Origin of the sequence: Pelagibius sp. Alg239-R121, from assembly GCF_947331435.1 — a bacterium.
Lineage (GTDB): Bacteria > Pseudomonadota > Alphaproteobacteria > Kiloniellales > Kiloniellaceae > Denitrobaculum.
Genome location: NZ_CAMZOF010000009.1, coordinates 234,151 through 250,388, shown reverse-complemented (window position 1 = coordinate 250,388; position 16,238 = coordinate 234,151). Strand labels below are relative to the sequence as shown.

General features: G+C 56.1%; 14 protein-coding genes. 7 read left to right on the top strand and 7 right to left on the bottom strand.

Annotation, left to right across the window (positions count from 1 at the left end; translation table 11 throughout):
* Nucleotide 1 precedes the first annotated feature (1 nt).
* Entirely contained in the window at nucleotides 2–682 is a 681-nt protein-coding gene (locus tag QMZ18_RS27760) for a VOC family protein (protein WP_282609646.1), read from the top strand.
* Between the two features lie 12 nt (nucleotides 683–694).
* Here the strand turns inward: QMZ18_RS27760 and QMZ18_RS27755 are convergent, their stop codons facing one another.
* On the bottom strand, nucleotides 695–1,144 hold the full coding sequence (locus tag QMZ18_RS27755) for a DNA polymerase III subunit chi (RefSeq protein ID WP_282609645.1): 450 nt from the start codon (nucleotides 1,142–1,144) through the stop codon (nucleotides 695–697).
* A gap of 23 nt (nucleotides 1,145–1,167) precedes the next feature.
* Nucleotides 1,168–2,667: a leucyl aminopeptidase gene (locus tag QMZ18_RS27750; protein ID WP_282609644.1), complete on the bottom strand. Its 1,500-nt coding sequence runs from the start codon at nucleotides 2,665–2,667 to the stop codon at nucleotides 1,168–1,170.
* A 265-nt stretch (nucleotides 2,668–2,932) separates the two neighbouring features.
* Between QMZ18_RS27750 and lptF the strand changes: the two genes are divergently transcribed.
* From lptF to rsmA, 5 genes are all read left to right on the top strand, one after another.
* Nucleotides 2,933–4,057, top strand: a complete 1,125-nt coding sequence (gene lptF / locus QMZ18_RS27745; protein WP_282609643.1) for an LPS export ABC transporter permease LptF — start codon at nucleotides 2,933–2,935, stop codon at nucleotides 4,055–4,057.
* A complete protein-coding gene (lptG, locus tag QMZ18_RS27740; RefSeq protein WP_282609642.1) occupies nucleotides 4,054–5,178 on the top strand; it encodes an LPS export ABC transporter permease LptG in 1,125 nt (374 codons plus the stop codon). The genes lptF and lptG overlap by 4 nt, the downstream gene beginning before the upstream one ends.
* Before the next feature lie 4 nt (nucleotides 5,179–5,182).
* A complete protein-coding gene (locus QMZ18_RS27735) occupies nucleotides 5,183–7,375 on the top strand; it encodes an LPS-assembly protein LptD (protein ID WP_282609641.1) in 2,193 nt (730 codons plus the stop codon).
* Between the two features lie 86 nt (nucleotides 7,376–7,461).
* Nucleotides 7,462–8,742, top strand: a complete 1,281-nt coding sequence (locus QMZ18_RS27730) for a peptidylprolyl isomerase (RefSeq protein WP_282609640.1) — start codon at nucleotides 7,462–7,464, stop codon at nucleotides 8,740–8,742.
* 63 nt (nucleotides 8,743–8,805) lie between these two features.
* Nucleotides 8,806–9,693, top strand: coding sequence for a 16S rRNA (adenine(1518)-N(6)/adenine(1519)-N(6))-dimethyltransferase RsmA (rsmA, locus tag QMZ18_RS27725; protein ID WP_282609639.1), 888 nt, complete (start codon nucleotides 8,806–8,808; stop codon nucleotides 9,691–9,693).
* A gap of 56 nt (nucleotides 9,694–9,749) precedes the next feature.
* Here rsmA and gmk read toward each other — a convergent pair whose 3' ends face one another.
* Entirely contained in the window at nucleotides 9,750–10,400 is a 651-nt protein-coding gene (gene gmk, locus QMZ18_RS27720) for a guanylate kinase (protein ID WP_282609638.1), read from the bottom strand.
* Between the two features lie 4 nt (nucleotides 10,401–10,404).
* Nucleotides 10,405–11,307, bottom strand: coding sequence for a YicC/YloC family endoribonuclease (locus tag QMZ18_RS27715; protein ID WP_282609637.1), 903 nt, complete (start codon nucleotides 11,305–11,307; stop codon nucleotides 10,405–10,407).
* A 95-nt stretch (nucleotides 11,308–11,402) separates the two neighbouring features.
* Here QMZ18_RS27715 and QMZ18_RS27710 point away from each other — a divergent pair, with 95 nt between their 5' ends.
* The gene (locus QMZ18_RS27710; RefSeq protein WP_282609636.1) at nucleotides 11,403–12,164 is read left to right on the top strand and encodes an SDR family NAD(P)-dependent oxidoreductase; all 762 of its coding nucleotides are present in this window, start codon (nucleotides 11,403–11,405) and stop codon (nucleotides 12,162–12,164) included.
* Between the two features lie 25 nt (nucleotides 12,165–12,189).
* On the opposite strand, the gene QMZ18_RS27705 is transcribed toward QMZ18_RS27710, so the two are convergent.
* The 3 genes from QMZ18_RS27705 to fabF form a co-directional block, all read right to left on the bottom strand.
* Nucleotides 12,190–13,644, bottom strand: a complete 1,455-nt coding sequence (locus tag QMZ18_RS27705; RefSeq protein WP_282609635.1) for an ATP-binding protein — start codon at nucleotides 13,642–13,644, stop codon at nucleotides 12,190–12,192.
* Between the two features lie 267 nt (nucleotides 13,645–13,911).
* Complete coding sequence (mltG, locus tag QMZ18_RS27700) at nucleotides 13,912–14,901, bottom strand: endolytic transglycosylase MltG (RefSeq protein WP_282609634.1); 990 nt, start codon at nucleotides 14,899–14,901, stop codon at nucleotides 13,912–13,914.
* A gap of 5 nt (nucleotides 14,902–14,906) precedes the next feature.
* Entirely contained in the window at nucleotides 14,907–16,172 is a 1,266-nt protein-coding gene (gene fabF / locus QMZ18_RS27695; RefSeq protein WP_282609633.1) for a beta-ketoacyl-ACP synthase II, read from the bottom strand.
* Nucleotides 16,173–16,238: the final 66 nt, after the last annotated feature.

The following is a 16,238-nucleotide window of genomic DNA, read 5'->3' as shown; positions in this document are numbered from 1 at the left end:
GATGGCCCGACTTGAGCTCTGTCACGTCTTTCTATTCGTCGAACCCGAAGCCATTCAGGCGGCAGGGGTGCTCAGGGGCATCGGGCTACGCGAGAGCTGCCGGCGGGAACATCCTGGACAAGGAACCGCCAACCTCTGTTACTGCTTTGACAACGCGTTCCTGGAACTGTTGTGGGTCACCGACAAAGCGGCTTTGACTTCCCCTGTCATCGCCCGCACCGGCCTTGCGGCCCGTGCCGACTGGCACAGCAAAAGGACGAACCCCTTCGGCATTGCACTACGCCCGGAACCTGCGCCTCCCTTCCCGACATGGAATTACACCCCCCCTTACCTGCCTGAAGATCGTGCAATCCCTGTCGCGCTTTCGAGCGAAGACCCCACCCAACCTCTCCTCTTCGTATCCCCCGGTAACACGCGGCCGGACCAGTGGATGGATGGGCGTGCCGGCGCACGACAGGTGGAGGCAGGATTGAGCGAAATTATAGGCTTGGAACTGTCTCTTGACGCAGATATTCAGCCCTGCGCCGACCTGCAGGCTTTGTCGGATACAGGTTTTATCAAAGTGATTCCAAAAAAGGGCCGCTCGCAAGCAAGCCTTGTCTTAAGCATCTCGCAATCGAACAAAGGCCCCGCCCGACGTCTCGAGTTGCCAGCTATGAAATGGCTGGAACCAAGCCGCTAAAAGGTTGGCAAGTCAGGCCTTCTGGCTCCAACGTCCGTTATCGTCCTGCTGCCAGTAGGTTACCTGGTGACCGGCATCCTTGTAACCGACCCACTGCTGACGTGCGGCCTTTACCGCTTCCTCAAGCTTACCATCGAAGAGTACGGCACAAAGTTGAAAGTCCTCCAAGTGCTCCGACGCCGCCCCATCTGTGAGGAATAGGACCTCCGCCGCATTCGGTCTTTCGTCTTTGACCGTCAACCACACCGGCTGGCGCTCGGGATAGCCATCCTTCGCCGAGCCATGGGGTAAAAACGAGCGGTCGTGATAACTCCACAGGTGGCCATTCAGAGCTTCCACCCTGGCATTGGATCCGGCCATCACGACCGCCTTTTGGCCTCGCTCTAAGGTTTTCTCCAGCATCTGCGGCAACGCGGCTTCCAATGTGCTCCGCGTCATATGATAGAAGCGGACTTCCGTCATGGCCTTGCCGTCACGCCCTTCCTTCAGCCTTCGTAGCGGTCGGCGACCAGACGGTCGAGCAGGCGCACACCGAAGGCCGTCGCGCCACGGGGCACCGTCGGTTTGTCCTTTGAAGACCAGGTGACGCCGGCGATATCGATATGTGCCCAGGGCACATCCTTCTGAATAAAGCGCTGCAGGAACTGCGCGGCGGTGATCGATCCACCGGCCCTCCCCCCGATATTCTTCATATCCGCCGCCTCGCAATCGATCAGCTTGTCATAGTCGTCGCCAAGCGGCAGCCGCCAGACTTTCTCGCCGACAGCCTGACCAGCCTGATTCAACGCCTCGGAGAGATCATCGTCATTGGAGAAAACGCCTGCGTGACTGTTGCCCAGGGCGATAATGATGGCACCGGTCAGCGTGGCTAGGTCGATCACCATGCGCGGCTTAAACTTTTCCTGCGTGTACCAGAGAGCATCGGCCAGGACCAGGCGGCCTTCGGCATCGGTATTCAGAACCTCGATGGTCTGCCCCGACATGGAGGTGACGATATCACCCGGGCGCTGAGCATTGCCCGACGGCATATTTTCGACCAATCCACACACTGCGACCACATTGGTTTTGGCTTTACGGCCAGCCAAAGCCTTCATAAGACCGACAACAACGCCCGAACCGCCCATGTCCCATTTCATGTCTTCCATACCGGCCGCAGGCTTGATGGATATACCACCCGTATCAAAGGTCACACCCTTGCCAACAAAAGCGATGGGGCGTTTGTTCTTGGCTTTTGGAGCGCCATCCCATCGCATCACCAGCAACTGCGACTCACGCTCGGACCCCTGGCCGACTCCCAACAGAGCGCCCATCCCCAGTTTGGCCATTTCCTTCTCACCCAGCACCTGCACCTTGACCCCAAGCGAGGTCAGTTCCTTGGCATGCTGGGCCAGCGTCTTTGGATAGAGGATATTGGCAGGTTCAGAAACCAAGTCACGGGTCATGAACACGCCGTCTGCCACCCTGCTCAGAGCCCCATAGAGCTTTCGGGCTTTGGGTGCCGACTCGACCATAAATGTCAGTTTGGCGAGCTTGGTTTTCTTTTCAGACTTTTCTTTGGTCTTGTACTTATCGAAGCGATAGGAACGCAGCAATGCACCATAGGCGCCGTGAGCGGCACGATCGGCACCGTCCAATGCTGCTGATTTTACCGCATCGACCATGACGACGGCTTCTTTTTCACCGCAAGACGATAGATGTTTGTAAAGAGATCCGCCCAGATTCTCCAAATCGCTATCCGTGATTTCTGCCGGATCTCCAACACCGACCAACAGAATACGGCTATTTTGGATATTGGCCGGCGCGAGCAATTCAAGCAGTTCCCCCTTCTTGCCTTCGTAACTGCTTGCTTCGATCGCCTTGGAAAGCGCGCCTCCTGTGGCCTTATCCAGGTTCGCAGCAGTCGGCGACAGTTTGCCGCCTTTCATGACGCCAGCGACGATAGCGGCATTTTTAGGAAGGGCCGGCGCAGCAAAGGAAATTTTCATGATGGCGATCTCGGACAGTTAAAATGGAAGGCGGGGAACGGAATTTTGGACATTGACGATAAACTAACGCAGTTATGCGATATCGGTCACTCATTTCCCTGTCAATGACCACTTTGTTACATCGCGAGCGCGTACAGAAGGCCACAGCCTGTCTGCCTGCCTCAACTTTGGCGCTCTAAAGGCTTCAACCACCAGTCAAAATATCTGGACGTCAGGAGACTGTTCCGGCTATCTCTCTAGCAGCACAGGGCTGATCGTAGAGTAGATGCACACGCTTACACGTCATATTTTGGGGCAGCTGACCGGCGCCACCTTGTCAGTCACTCTCGCGCTGACCTTTGCCATTTGGCTGATGCAGTCCTTGCGCTTGTTGGACTACATCGTCAATCGCGGCCTCCAAGCGACGACATTTCTCTATTTTGTGGCGCTTTTGCTGCCGTCTTTTCTGAGCATCGTCCTGCCGATTGCGGCCTTCTGCGCAACTCTGTTCGTCTACTATAAGCTGACCGCTGATCGCGAATTGATCGTCATGCGGTCGGCCGGTTTTTCCCAGGTCGATCTTGCCCGTCCTGCCATGATCCTCGCCACTGCGATCACCATCATAGGCTACGCGATATCGGTCTATTTCCTCCCGATTTCCCATCGGGAGTTTCGCAATTTGAAGTATCAGCTCAGCAATGAATATTCGGCAGCGATTCTTCAGGAAGGCGTCTTCAACACGCTGACCGAAGGCATCACGATCTTCGTGCGGGAACGCAGCCTGAACGGCGAACTGCGCGGTATCCTCGCCCACGACAACCGGGATCTGGACAACCCGGTTACGATGATGGCCGAGAGCGGCGCGCTCCGGCGCAGCGACGAAGGTCCGCATATTGTGCTCGAGAACGGCAACAGGCAGGTCGTTGACCTGAAGACCGGGCGTCTGCAGATGCTCTATTTTGACAGCTATTCCTTCAACCTCAGCCAGTTCGAGACAGCCTCGAAGGAGCGGGCCAAGGATCGCAGGGAACTGACCATCCCCGAACTGCTAAGTCCTGATACCAAACTGCCGGCACGCACGCAGCGAACATACATTGCGGAAGCCCATCAGCGGATGGTCTATCCGCTCTATTCCATCGCCTTTGTCCTGGTGGCGCTGGCTGCATTGCTTTCGGGCGAATTTTCGCGGCGTGGGCAGGTCCAGCGCGTGGTTGTCGCGATCTTTTGTGTCGCATCGCTTCAGGTCATACTGCTGACACTCAACGATTATGCGAAATCTTCTCTGTCCATCGTTCCCGCCATTTACGCCACACCTCTGAGTGCAATCGCCGTATCGCTGATATTCGTGCTTCGGGACAGCAGGCGGCGCGCCGTATCGCCGCCAAGCAGCGAGGCTATGGCAGGATCATGACCAGCAACGCAATGTCTTCACCGCGGGCTATGAGGTTGTCGCCAACGCTCCTTTGGTACATAGGGCGCCAATACCTGAACCTCTTCATGATGTTCTTCTTCGGTCTGGCGGCCGTCATCCTTCTGATCACCGTTGTCGATGTCATTGACAGGGTTTCGGGCAAAGGTGCAGATCTCGGCACCATGCTGCAGCTCGCGTTTATGAAGCTGCCCTATCTGGCCCAAGAGGTTATGCCCTTTACTGCCCTGTTCGCAGGCTTGGCCACATTCTGGCGCCTCACCAGATCGCACGAACTGGTCGTCACCCGTTCAGCGGGTGTTTCGGTGTGGCAATTTCTTCTTCCCGTGCTCATCGCCGGTTTCCTGCTGGGGGCCGCCACCACTGCGTTACTCAATCCGCTGGCGTCGATTTTACTCAGCCGCTACGAAGCTCTTGAAAGCACTTTTAAAGGCAAGTCCAGTTCGACCTTCGCAATCTCCAAAACCGGCCTCTGGCTGAGGCAACCCGGAGAAACAGGTCAATCCGTCATACATGCGGTATCTGTTACTCCCGAAAGCATGATCCTGAACCACGTGATCGTGTTCAATTACGAGACCAACGATCGCTTTGCCGGACGGATCGACGCCAAATCGGCAGAGTTGAGAGAAGGACGTTGGGTCCTTTTCAATGCATGGAAAACCAGTCCCGGCGTGCCGGCGGAATTCTTTGATACTGTCGAAATCAATACCGATCTGACGATCGAGAAAATCCAGGAAAGCCTTGCCGATCCTCAGACAATCTCGTTCTGGAGTCTCCCCAGTTTCATCGCGCTGATGGAGGAAGCGGGCTTCTCAGCGGTGCGTCATGAACTCCAATTTCATCGGCTGCTGGCGACTCCTTTTCTGTTGATTGCCATGATCCTCCTGGCGGCAAGCTTCTCACTCAGGCCTCAGCGCCGGGGCCGGGTTGGCCTGGTACTGCTCGGCGGTGTTCTGACGGGGTTTCTATTCTACTTTATTTCCAATTTCGTCTTCACACTCGGTCTGTCAGGGAAAATTCCTGTCGTTCTGGCAGCCTGGCTGCCTTCAGGCGTGAGCATGATGTTCGGTGTCGCAGCTCTCTTGCACCTGGAGGATGGATAGGCTAGTGGCTGTTGGGGGGTACATCACCGGGTGGAAACTGGCGTTAGCCGTAACCGCTGTCTTTTTGTCGTTTGCCCAGCCCGCCACGGCACAGGTTTCGGTGGATTCATTCGACAGAGACACGCCAGCTTTGATCAGCGCCGATCAGGTTACCTTCGATCAGGAACTGAACATCGTAACGGCTTCGGGTAACGTCGAAATTTCTCAAGGCGACCGGATCGTCAAGGCAGATGCCGTTTCCTACAATATCAATACCAACGTCGTTACGGCTACGGGCAACGTGGCCCTGCTGGAACCAACCGGAGACGTCGTCTTCGCTGAATATCTCGAGCTGTCCAAAGACCTTAGCGAAGGTTTTATCCGCGACATTCGGGTCTTATTGTCGGACCGCAGCCGCCTCGCAGCCGTGACGGGACAGCGTACCGGAGGCAACCGCACCGTTCTCAGCAAGGCGATATTCAGTCCCTGTAATCTCTGTAAAGACGACCCTTCCAAGGCGCCCCTATGGCAGCTCAAGGCCGATAGGGTGATCCACGATCAGGCGGAACAGGAAATCCGCTACTACGACGCCCGGATGGAATTTTTCGGCATTCCAGTTGCCTACAGCCCGTATCTGTCACATCCGGACCCAACCGTTAAAAAGAAAAGTGGTTTCCTGGCGCCGACCTTCCGCAATTCCGATTCTCTCGGTTTTACAGCTCAGGTTCCGTATTTCTGGAACATTGATTCGAATCAAGATCTTACGATTGCGCCGATCTTCACCACCGAACAGAACGCGGTTGCAGCAGCCCAGTACCGGCACCTGTTTACCAATGGTTTCATTGACGTTAGCGGCAGCGCCACGATTGCCGATCGGGAAGACCGTGGCGGTCAAACCGCGGAAGACCGGTTTCGTGGCCATATTGATGCAGAGGGGCGGTTCGATATCGACGAAACCTGGCGATGGGGTTTCGATGCCAATCGCAGCAGCGACGACACCTACCTGCGTCTCTATGACTTTGGATCGGAGCGAACCCTCACCAGCCGCGCATTTGTCGAGGGATTCAGAGGGCGCAACTATGCCGCTGTGAACAGCTTCGCCTTTCAGGGGCTCCGGCAAAGTGACGTCAACGACGAATCGCCCATTATCCTGCCCATGGCGGATTACAACTTCATCAGCGAACCCCTGATTGCCGACAGTGTCGTTCGACTGGACGCAAATTTGCTGGCCTTGACTCGCAGCGAAGGCAGGGATAGCCGTCGGGCATCAATCATCGGCGGTTGGGATCTGCCCTTTATTTCTCCCCTGGGCGACAGTTACAAGTTCACCGCGCAAGTTCAGGCGGATGGCTATTGGGTCAACGGCGTCGATCCCAACAGCAACGAGGTCAATCCCACCGGCTCAACGTTTGATGGCTTCACGGGTCGCGTCTTCCCTCAACTGGCCGCCGAATGGCGCTATCCCTGGGTACGTAACGACGATACTTTCAGTCAGGTCATCGAACCGGTTGTTCAGGTCATTGCCGCGCCAAACGGTTCCAATCCTGGTGAAATCCCCAATGAAGACAGCAGGGACTTTGAGTTCGACGATACCAACCTCTTCAGTTTGAACCGGTTTGCAGGTCTGGATCGTGTCGACTCAGGAAGCAGGGTCAACTACGGTCTGAAATGGACGCTGTTTCATGAGTCGGGATCCAGTGAGGCCTTCGTAGGTCAGAGCTACGCCTTAAAAGAAAACAACAACTTCAGCGAAAATTCGGGCCTGGCGAACAATCTTTCCGATTATGTCGGGCGGATCCGGATCAACCCGATTGACGAAGTCGATCTTCTTTATCGCTTCAGACTCGATGAAGAAACTCTCGACGCGCAACGTAGCGAAGTCAGCCTCAGGGTTGGCCCGCCTTTGCTAAGGTTCGGCGTCAACTATCTATTTCTTAACAATACCGGAGAAGTCGACGAGTTCGACGACCGGGAAGAGCTAACTGTAAGTGTAAGATCTCAACTGAGCGAATACTGGTCGACATTCGCGTCCCATCGCCGCGATATTCAGGACAAAAGTTCGCTGGAAACAAGGGTTGGCCTAACGTATCAGGATGAGTGCTTCCTGATTGAGGGTATCGCAGAGCGGACCTTCTTTACCGATCGAGATATCGAGCCGGAAGATACCTTCGCAGTACGGTTTGTTTTCAAACACTTAGGCGAATTTTCGACCAACTAGGTTCATCGAAAACCAAAGACGGTTCTGAATGTCACGCATTCGGGACCGTTGAGACCTGTAGTTAGCTGAATTTATGATGTATATCGATGGACATGGCTTACAGCGGCATTGACGTAATGAAGTTTTTCCGACTGAGACTTTCACTCGCGCTCCTCCTCTTGCTTGCGAGCGGAATGACAGCGGCTGCGCAGGATATGCTGCGCCCGGCAGCAGTCGTCAACGACGAGGTCATCTCGATCCTCGATCTAACCCAACGTGCACGCCTGACTCTGCTCGCGACCCGCCAAAAGGACGGGCCGGAGACCCGCCGTCGTTTGATCCCGCAGGTTCTACGACGTCTGGTCGACGAACGCCTCCAGATGCAGGAAGCGCAGCGACTGGAAATTTCCGTCGCCGACAACCAGGTCGAAGCCGCTTTGGCAGACCTGGCTCGTCAGAACAAGATGAGCCGGGATCAGTTTGTCAGCTTTCTTCGTCGAAAAGGCGTGCTTGCCTCCACCATCTCGGACCAGATCCGAGCTCAAATCGCTTGGTCGATTGTTGTCGCCCGCCGCCTCCGTCCATCTGTCAACATTTCCGACGAAGAAGTTCAGGAAGTCGTCGACCGGGTGGCAACCGGCGTAAATTCCGCTCAACGGCGTGTCGGTGAAATTTTCCTTGCGGTCGAAAACGCACAGCGTGAGGCGGAAGTTAGGGAAAATGCCCTCCGTCTGCTCAATCGTCTTCGTGAAGGCGCGAACTTCGGCACCCTTGCACGGGAATTCTCCCAGTCTGCGAGCGCGTCGCTCGGGGGTGACCTTGGCTGGGTTGCCCAAGGCGAATTGCAGCCAGAGCTTGATCAGGCTCTGGCGTCGGCTGCTCCGAACAGCGTTGTCGGCCCGATTCAAACAACCACTGGCTTTTATCTCCTGAATTTCCTGGAACAGCGGCAGGCAGGTCAGGAGGAAACGCTGAACCTGAAACAAGTTCTCTTCGCGCTGCCCGCAACGCCTACGTCAGAGCAGATTGAGGGTGCACGCGCGCGCGCGGCTGGTGCCCGGGCGCAGTTGACCAGCTGCGAAGCCGTCGACGATGTGGCAGCCGCAATCGGCAGCCCAGGGTCCGGCGACCTCGGAACCGTAAAAACCAGTGAATTGCCGGCCGAACTACGCACCGCCGTTCAGAACCTGGCAACAGGCGAAGCAAGTCAACCGGTTCAGGTGTCCGGCGGTATCTCGGTCCTGCTGGTCTGCAGCCGAACCGGCAGCGATCAAGGCGTGGATCGGGCGCGGATCGTGACGACACTGACCAACCAGCGCCTCGACGTCCTCGCACAGCGTTACCTGCAGGATCTGCGCCGGACGGCCAACGTGGATATCCGAATATAATCGCCGACGACCGGGGCCAAACCGGGCAACTGGTCGCGCCTTAAACTACAGGATTCCGCGGCCATGCCCTCACCACCGACAGCAGAAAGCTCAGGGAGGCCTTCGACCGCTCTTCCGCCCTTGCGTGAAACCATCGCTAAACACGGTTTGGGGGCGCGCAAAGCTCTTGGGCAACACTTTCTGCTCGATCTCAATCTGACACGCCGTATCGCCAGAGCCGCGGCACCGCTGAGTCAGGGAACTGTAATCGAAATCGGCCCCGGTCCCGGCGGATTGACCAGGGGGCTTCTGGATGAAGGCGCCCGCAAAGTTATTGCGATCGAGAAAGATCGCCGGTGCCTCGACGCTCTCCAAGAGGTTGCCGACGCCTACCCCGGCCGTCTTGAACTGATTGCCGGCGATGCGTTGGAAATTGATCTCAGCCAACTCGGCGAGGCGCCGCGTCAGATCGTGGCAAACCTGCCCTACAATGTCTCGACCGCCCTGCTCATTCAATGGCTGACCCTTCTGGATAAAGATGCCGGAGCCCTGACGCGTTTGACACTGATGTTTCAAAAGGAAGTGGCAGAGCGTCTCGCGGCGATCCCGCGGGCCAAGGAATATGGGCGCCTCTCCATCCTTGCGCAGTGGTTGTGCGAGATCGATCTGGTGTTCGATGTTCCGAAGCAAGCCTTCACGCCGCCGCCGAAGGTCATCTCCACCATCGTGAGCCTCACACCGAGAACAGTGCCTCTTGCACCGGCGCAGATGCCCAGTCTGGAGCGCATTACAGCTGCGGCGTTTGGCCAGCGCCGAAAGATGCTCAGACAGAGTCTGAAAAGCGCTTCGCAGGACGTCACCGGCCTACTCGCACAGTGCGGGATCGAAGGGACGAAACGTGCCGAGGAACTTTCCGTCGAGAATTTTTGTGCCCTTGCGCGCGCCTTGGATCATGGAAGTCTCAAGGTCTAAACGGCTACAAGACCGGCGTTCCCCTGAAGCATCGGCAGCATTGCGGATCGCAATATTCAGGGCGAACGCAGTGTTTCCACAAAGTCTCTAAGGCCAACACGGCGTTCACGCCGAAGACGCTCGGCATGCAGGATAGATTGGACGTCCGATAGGCTCTGGTCGATATCGTGATTGACGATGATGTAGTCGTACTCGGCCCAATGGCTGAGTTCGTCGGCTGCCTTCGCCATCCGGCTGCGAACCACATCTTCGGGATCACGCGCACGCGCGTAAAGGCGGCGCTCCAGCTCCTGCGTCGAAGGTGGCAGGACAAACACGCGGACCAAGTCCCTGGGCGCCTTGTCAGCAACTTGCTGGGTGCCTTGCCAGTCGATATCGAACAAGACGTCCCTACCCCCTTGCAGAGCCTTTTCAACCGGGTCGCGGGGTGTCCCATAGCGATGATCGAATACCTGTGCATGTTCCAGCAACTCGCCACGTGCAACCATGGCCTCGAACTGCTCGGACGAAACGAAGAAGTAATCCTGTCCGTTCACTTCACCCGGCCTGCGCGGCCGCGTGGTCGCCGATATGGAAAGCTCCAGGTTATCGTCTTTTTCCAACAGTTTTCGCGAGATCGTTGTTTTTCCCGCACCTGAAGGCGAGGAGAACACCAACATAAGTCCCCGGCGTTTGATATCACCATGCTTCATCGCGGCCCGGCTCATACTGCTATTCCAAATTCTGAATCTGTTCGCGGAACTGCTCAATTGTCGCCTTGAGCTCAAGGCCTATTCTCGTCAGCTCCACGTCTGACGATTTCGAACAAAGGGTATTCGCTTCCCGGTTAAATTCCTGACAAAGAAAATCCAGGCGCCGGCCGCAAGGACCAGCCTGGTCCAGTAGCTCCTGCGCTGCCTCCACGTGCGATCGCAAACGGTCAAGTTCTTCGCGAATATCTGCTTTCGTGATCAGCAATGCCGCTTCCTGCGCAAGCCGTTCTTCCGGCAAAGCCGGTGAAGCTTCCAGCAACGCCGCGACCTGCTCGCGCAGCCGCGTCCGCAAGGCATCCGGCTGAACCGTTGCTAGTCCCGTTGCAGTGTCAATAAGTTCGGCAATGTGCGTCAACATACGGCGAACAACACCATCGAGCCGCTGCCCCTCTTCCCGCCGCGCATCGCGCAACCCGGAAATGGCAGACATCAAGTCCTCCCTGATGATCTGCTTTCGAGCCTGAACCTGCTCCTCAGTCTCGACATCCTCAACGGTCTCGATCACTCCACGCAGGCCCAAAAGGCCATCAAGCCGTGCCGGCGCACTGGGAATTTCACACTCCAGCTCGCCAATGACCTCTTTGAGTTGGGCCAAGACCTCGCGGTTGACTTGGAAACTCGTCGTCTGCTTGGCATGGTCGAGTGTCAGATTCAGCTGAAAGTTTCCACGAGCAAAAGACTCGGACATCGCCGTACGGATGATAGGATCAAGATCCTCATAACCGTTTGCCAATCTGCAGCGAAGATCGAGATTGCGGCCATTGACGCTTTTAATCTCCCAGGACCAAGTCGCTGACCCGTCACCACCGTCCTTGCGGGAAAAGCCCGTCATGCTGGACAGAACACCTGTATTTTCAGACACTCGGCAGGCCTCAATAATGATTTAACTTCAATGCGCAGCCTTTATATACGCGGCGGTGGTCGACAACAACATCGCACCAAACAAGCGAGAACCGCATGCAAGCCCCCAATTCAATACTGATAACCGGTGCGTCCAGTGGAATCGGCGAAGCGCTCGCAAACTGCTATGCAGCGCCCAGCGTCCATCTTGCACTCACTGGGCGCGACAAGGATCGTCTCGAACAAGTGGCTGCCGACTGCCGGGATCAGGGTGCAAAGGTATTGACGGAACTCATAGACGTTCAAGAGTGTGACCGCCTTTCTTTCTGGATGAAACGGATCGACGAAACTGCCCCTCTTGATCTCGTTATCGCCAACGCCGGCATTTCGGCAGGCACTGGAAGCGGCGGAGAGACCGCCGAACAGGCCCGCCGGATCATGGCGGTCAACGTCGATGGCGTTTTCAACACCGTCCTACCGGCAATTGAGCTCATGAAACCGCGAAAAACCGGGCAAGTTGCCATCATGTCTTCACTCGCCGCCTTTAAAGGGTTTCCCGGCGCACCGGCCTACTGTGCGAGCAAGGCCGCGGTACGTCTGTGGGGAGAGAGTTTACGCGGCGAGCTATTTGCACAGGGTATCGGGATATCGGTGATCTGTCCCGGCTTCGTCCGCAGTCGCATGACTGCGGTAAACAACTTTCCGATGCCACTGTTGATGGACGGGGATCGCGCAGCGCAAATCATTCAACGCGGATTGGCGAAAAATCGTCCACGTATCGTCTTTCCCTTCAGACTGTATGCGGTCGTCTGGATGCTGGCTGTGCTGCCGGCTACGCTCATTGATCCGGTCTTACGAAAACTGCCGCAAAAAACATAGTACGGGACAACTCGTCCATTCGCCGTCAGCTGGCGAGTGAGCCGGGTGCGAGTGAAATTCTGATCTGCGTCCCCTCTCCCGGTTCCGATTGCAGATGGAAGCTACCGCCCAGTAGCTTGGTGAATTCGGCGATCAGCGGCAGACCGAGGCCGGACCCCTGGTATTTCTCCGACAGACCGGTTCGGATTTGACCGAAGGGTTTCATGATCTTTTCCAGGTCTTCACGCGCGATGCCAATCCCGGTGTCTTTCACTTCGATCACCACCTGTTGCGCTTCATCCTGAGAGATCCGGAGCGTGACCAATCCGTCCTCAGGCGTAAACTTGACCGCATTCGACAGCATATTGAGAACGATCTGTTTGATCACCCGAGGATCGCTCTCGATCGCTGGAAGGTTAGGATCAACCTCCCGCTTGAGTGCAATGTTTGCCTGTTCAGCTTGACCACGGATCAGGTCACAGCATTCAATCGTCAACTTGTCGATGTTGACTTCCTGCGGATGCAGCTCGAATTTGCCGGCTTCGATCTTATTCATATCGAGAAGATCGTTGATCAGGGAGAGAAGATGCTGGCCGCTCTGATGAATATCGGCCGCGTACTCGACGTACTTGGTTCTTTCGATCGGCCCTAATGCCTGGGTTTTGATCATTTCGGAAAACCCGATGATCGCGTTCAATGGTGTTCTTAGTTCGTGACTGACGTTACCGATAAAGACTGTCTTAGTCTCGTTGGCTTGTTCGGCAGCCAACTTTTCCTTTGCTAGGAGACGTTTTTCAGCCTCCTGGCGGTCAGCAAGCATCTGTTCTGCGCGAACAAAGCGCTGCGTTTTCACATAGAGCAGACCAAAAAACAGTAAGACACCACCGACGGTCCCCAACAGCATAAGGAAATAACCGGAGTTACCAATCGGATCCAAGGGCGATAGGGCGAGAGCCACGCTCTGGACACCTCTTATGTCACCCACGACCCAATCGGTTTTCGGGCTTTCTTCGTGGCTGTTATGGCATTCGACACAGCTCTGCTTCATTGTTATGGCGACTGCGTACCGCAGGGTATCGCGACCATCTACAACGCCGACCTGGGCAAAATGATCGAGCTTCCCGCTGCGCAGAGCATTCAGCGCTGCGCGTTCGAATTGATCGTTAGGGCCCCCTTCGATACGATTCGCAAAAGGGTAGTCACTGTAAAATCGAAAGCCCGCCTCTCCGGTTCGCGAAGAAATCTCATCCCCTAACTCGATGGCGAGCGTGGCGGGAATAGGGATCGTATCTCTCTCATCATGATAGCGATGAGAGGCCATCAGACCGGCATCCTTCGCCTGCTTGATGACAACCGACGAGTAGTACTCCCGGAAGGTCGTAATGGCATTGGAATAGCTTGATGCCATCCCCACAGCCACCTCGCTGCGGATGTACTGGCCGCCTTGAACCATAACAAACGCAAGGATTGCCGCCGCGACGACAAGGTATGTCAGGAACATGCTCTTCGGATAACGAAGAAAGAATGTGATAAATCTGTGCCGTCGCACCATTGTCATCACCAGCAAGACAGTTTCGTCAGCATACTACCGCAATGGTGTTTTCAGTATGGTTAACAAACATTTTATTTTGCGGATTGCGATGAAGACTCAACCCTAATTACGAAACACCGGTTGTATTCACATCAAGCAGAGTCAAACGTGGACCAGGACCCGTTCAGTGGGATGGAAAGGAGAGCAATCCGAACGGTGCCCTCGCGAAGCTTGTTCCTACTTCGAGCCCGCCTTTTTTATCTTCCGCCACTTCGCAACATTCCTGTTGTGCTCCTTAAGAGACTTGGCAAAGGCATGGCCGCCAGTCCCATCGGCAACGAAATAGAGATAGCTTGTCTTGACGGGATTCAACACGGCTTCTAACGCGGCGCGACCGACGTTTGCAATCGGACTCGGCGGCAGTCCGTCGATAACATAGGTGTTATAGGGTGTCGGCTTCTTCAGATCATTCCGGGTGAGGTTGCGGCCCAATGGTCTTTCGCCAAGAGTAAGACCATAGGTCACTGTCGGGTCCGACTGCAGGCGCATACCCTTGCGCAAACGGTTTACGAAGACACCGGCAACCAGCCCGCGTTCGTCGGGAATCCCTGTTTCCTTTTCCACAATCGAAGCCAGAACCAGCGCCTCTTCCGGTGTCTTAATCGGTAGCTTTTCCGCGCGCACCGCCCAAAGCTCCGAGAGCATATCATCGCGCGCAACACGCATACGCTTGACGATATCCTGCCGGCTATCGCCACGCCGGTAATGATAGGTTTCGGGCAGCAAACTGCCTTCTGGAGGAACAGTGTCAACCTCGCCTTCCAGTCCTTCCGCCGCATCAATCAGTGCAACCGCTTCTCGGCTGGTTAGACCCTCGGCAATGGTCAAACGGCGCACCACAGTGGCGCCGCTGGCCAGGACGTTCATCGCGTCACGCATCGAAACGCCTGCCGGAAAGGCGTACTCTCCGGCTTTCAGTGAACGAGCTTTTCCGACAATCCGGACGCCAACACGAAAAATGCGCTCGTCCTCAATGACACCGTCTTTTTCGAGCAGCATCGCGATCGCATCAAGACCACTGCCCAAAGGCACGTTCACAATGGTCTCGGCACGCAAAGGGCCGGGTCGCTCAAAGCGTTCCCGGCCCTTAAACCAAATGACACTGCCCGCGATCGCCAAGACGACGGCGGCGGTCGCGACTAAGCCGCAAACCCGTCTCCAGGTCATCGCGTCTAGTTATTTGCCGCGAGAACAAGACTCGCGTTAGTGCCCCCGAACCCGAAGGAATTTGAGAGCGCGTATTTGACCTGCCGCTGACGCGCCTCATGAGGCACGAGGTCGACTCCCTCGCAACTCTCGGACGGTTTATCGAGGTTCAAGGTCGGCGGAACCACCTGATCACGGAGCGCAAGGATGCAGAAAATCGATTCCACCGCACCTGCAGCGCCCAGAAGATGACCGATCGCCGATTTGGTGGAGGACATACTCAGTCCGGTGTTATCGCTTCCAAACAAGCGCTTCACCGCCCCCAATTCGATCTCGTCACCCAACGGCGTCGAAGTGCCGTGCGCATTGATATAGTCGATATCCGACGCATTGATGCCGGCACGCTGAAGAGCGGCAGACATCGCGCGGAAACCACCGTTACCATCTGCTGGTGGCGCCGTGATATGGTGGGCATCGCCTGACAGACCGTAGCCAACGACCTCACCATATATCTTCGCGCCGCGTGCCTTGGCATGTTCGAGATCTTCGAGAACCACGACACCGGAACCTTCACCGATCACAAAGCCATCCCGATCCACATCCCAGGGCCGCGATGCGCGTTCGGGTGTATCGTTGAACCCAGTCGAAAGCGCCCGTGAAGCTGCAAAACCGGCCATTCCCAACCGGCAGACCGCCGCTTCCGCACCACCTGCCACCATAACGTCGGCATCACCGAGCATGATCAAACGTGCTGCGTCACCGATTGCATGCGCGCCGGTCGAACACGCCGTTACCGCTGAATGGTTCGGTCCACGAAAGCCGTATCGGATGGAAACCTGACCCGAGATCAGGTTGATCAGCGCAGCCGGAATAAAGAACGGTGAAAGCTTTCTGGCGCCCCGCTCCTTAAGAGTGACTGCTCCATCAGCGATGGTTTGAAGACCGCCAATACCCGAGCCGATCATGACTCCTGTCCGCAAGAGGCTTTCTTCATCCTCTGGCGTCCAACCAGCATCCTCAACAGCCTGCTGTGCAGCCGCCATTCCATAGACGATGAAGCGATCAACTTTACGCTGATCCTTCGGCGCCATGTAATCGTCGGCGTTAAAGCGGCCTTCGTTCGTATCTCCGCTCCAGACCGCACCTGCGACTCGTGACGGAATATCCGAAACATCGAATTCTGTGACGGCTCGAATGCCTGAGTTCCCGTTTAACAGGCGATCCCATACATAAGAGACGCCTGATCCAAGCGGGGTAACAAGCCCGAGACCCGTGACGACGACTCGTCTCATAACTTACATTCAATAATTACGGAAAACTGCGATTTTCGGTAGCGGCACCGGGATAGGCCCGGCACC

Bases quoted from the DNA above. Each gene is read 5' to 3' on its own strand.
- lptG (WP_282609642.1), top strand. From the start codon at position 4,054: ATGACCAGCAACGCAATGTCTTCACCGCGGGCTATGAGGTTGTCGCCA.
- QMZ18_RS27710 (WP_282609636.1), top strand. From the start codon at position 11,403: ATGCAAGCCCCCAATTCAATACTGATAACCGGTGCGTCCAGTGGAATC.
- fabF (WP_282609633.1), bottom strand. From the start codon at position 16,172: ATGAGACGAGTCGTCGTCACGGGTCTCGGGCTTGTTACCCCGCTTGGA.
- QMZ18_RS27705 (WP_282609635.1), bottom strand. From the start codon at position 13,644: ATGTTCCTGACATACCTTGTCGTCGCGGCGGCAATCCTTGCGTTTGTT.
- QMZ18_RS27755 (WP_282609645.1), bottom strand. From the start codon at position 1,144: ATGACGGAAGTCCGCTTCTATCATATGACGCGGAGCACATTGGAAGCC.
- QMZ18_RS27730 (WP_282609640.1), top strand. From the start codon at position 7,462: ATGGACATGGCTTACAGCGGCATTGACGTAATGAAGTTTTTCCGACTG.
- lptF (WP_282609643.1), top strand. From the start codon at position 2,933: ATGCACACGCTTACACGTCATATTTTGGGGCAGCTGACCGGCGCCACC.
- rsmA (WP_282609639.1), top strand. From the start codon at position 8,806: ATGCCCTCACCACCGACAGCAGAAAGCTCAGGGAGGCCTTCGACCGCT.
- QMZ18_RS27760 (WP_282609646.1), top strand. From the start codon at position 2: ATGGCCCGACTTGAGCTCTGTCACGTCTTTCTATTCGTCGAACCCGAA.
- mltG (WP_282609634.1), bottom strand. From the start codon at position 14,901: ATGACCTGGAGACGGGTTTGCGGCTTAGTCGCGACCGCCGCCGTCGTC.
- gmk (WP_282609638.1), bottom strand. From the start codon at position 10,400: ATGAGCCGGGCCGCGATGAAGCATGGTGATATCAAACGCCGGGGACTT.
- QMZ18_RS27750 (WP_282609644.1), bottom strand. From the start codon at position 2,667: ATGAAAATTTCCTTTGCTGCGCCGGCCCTTCCTAAAAATGCCGCTATC.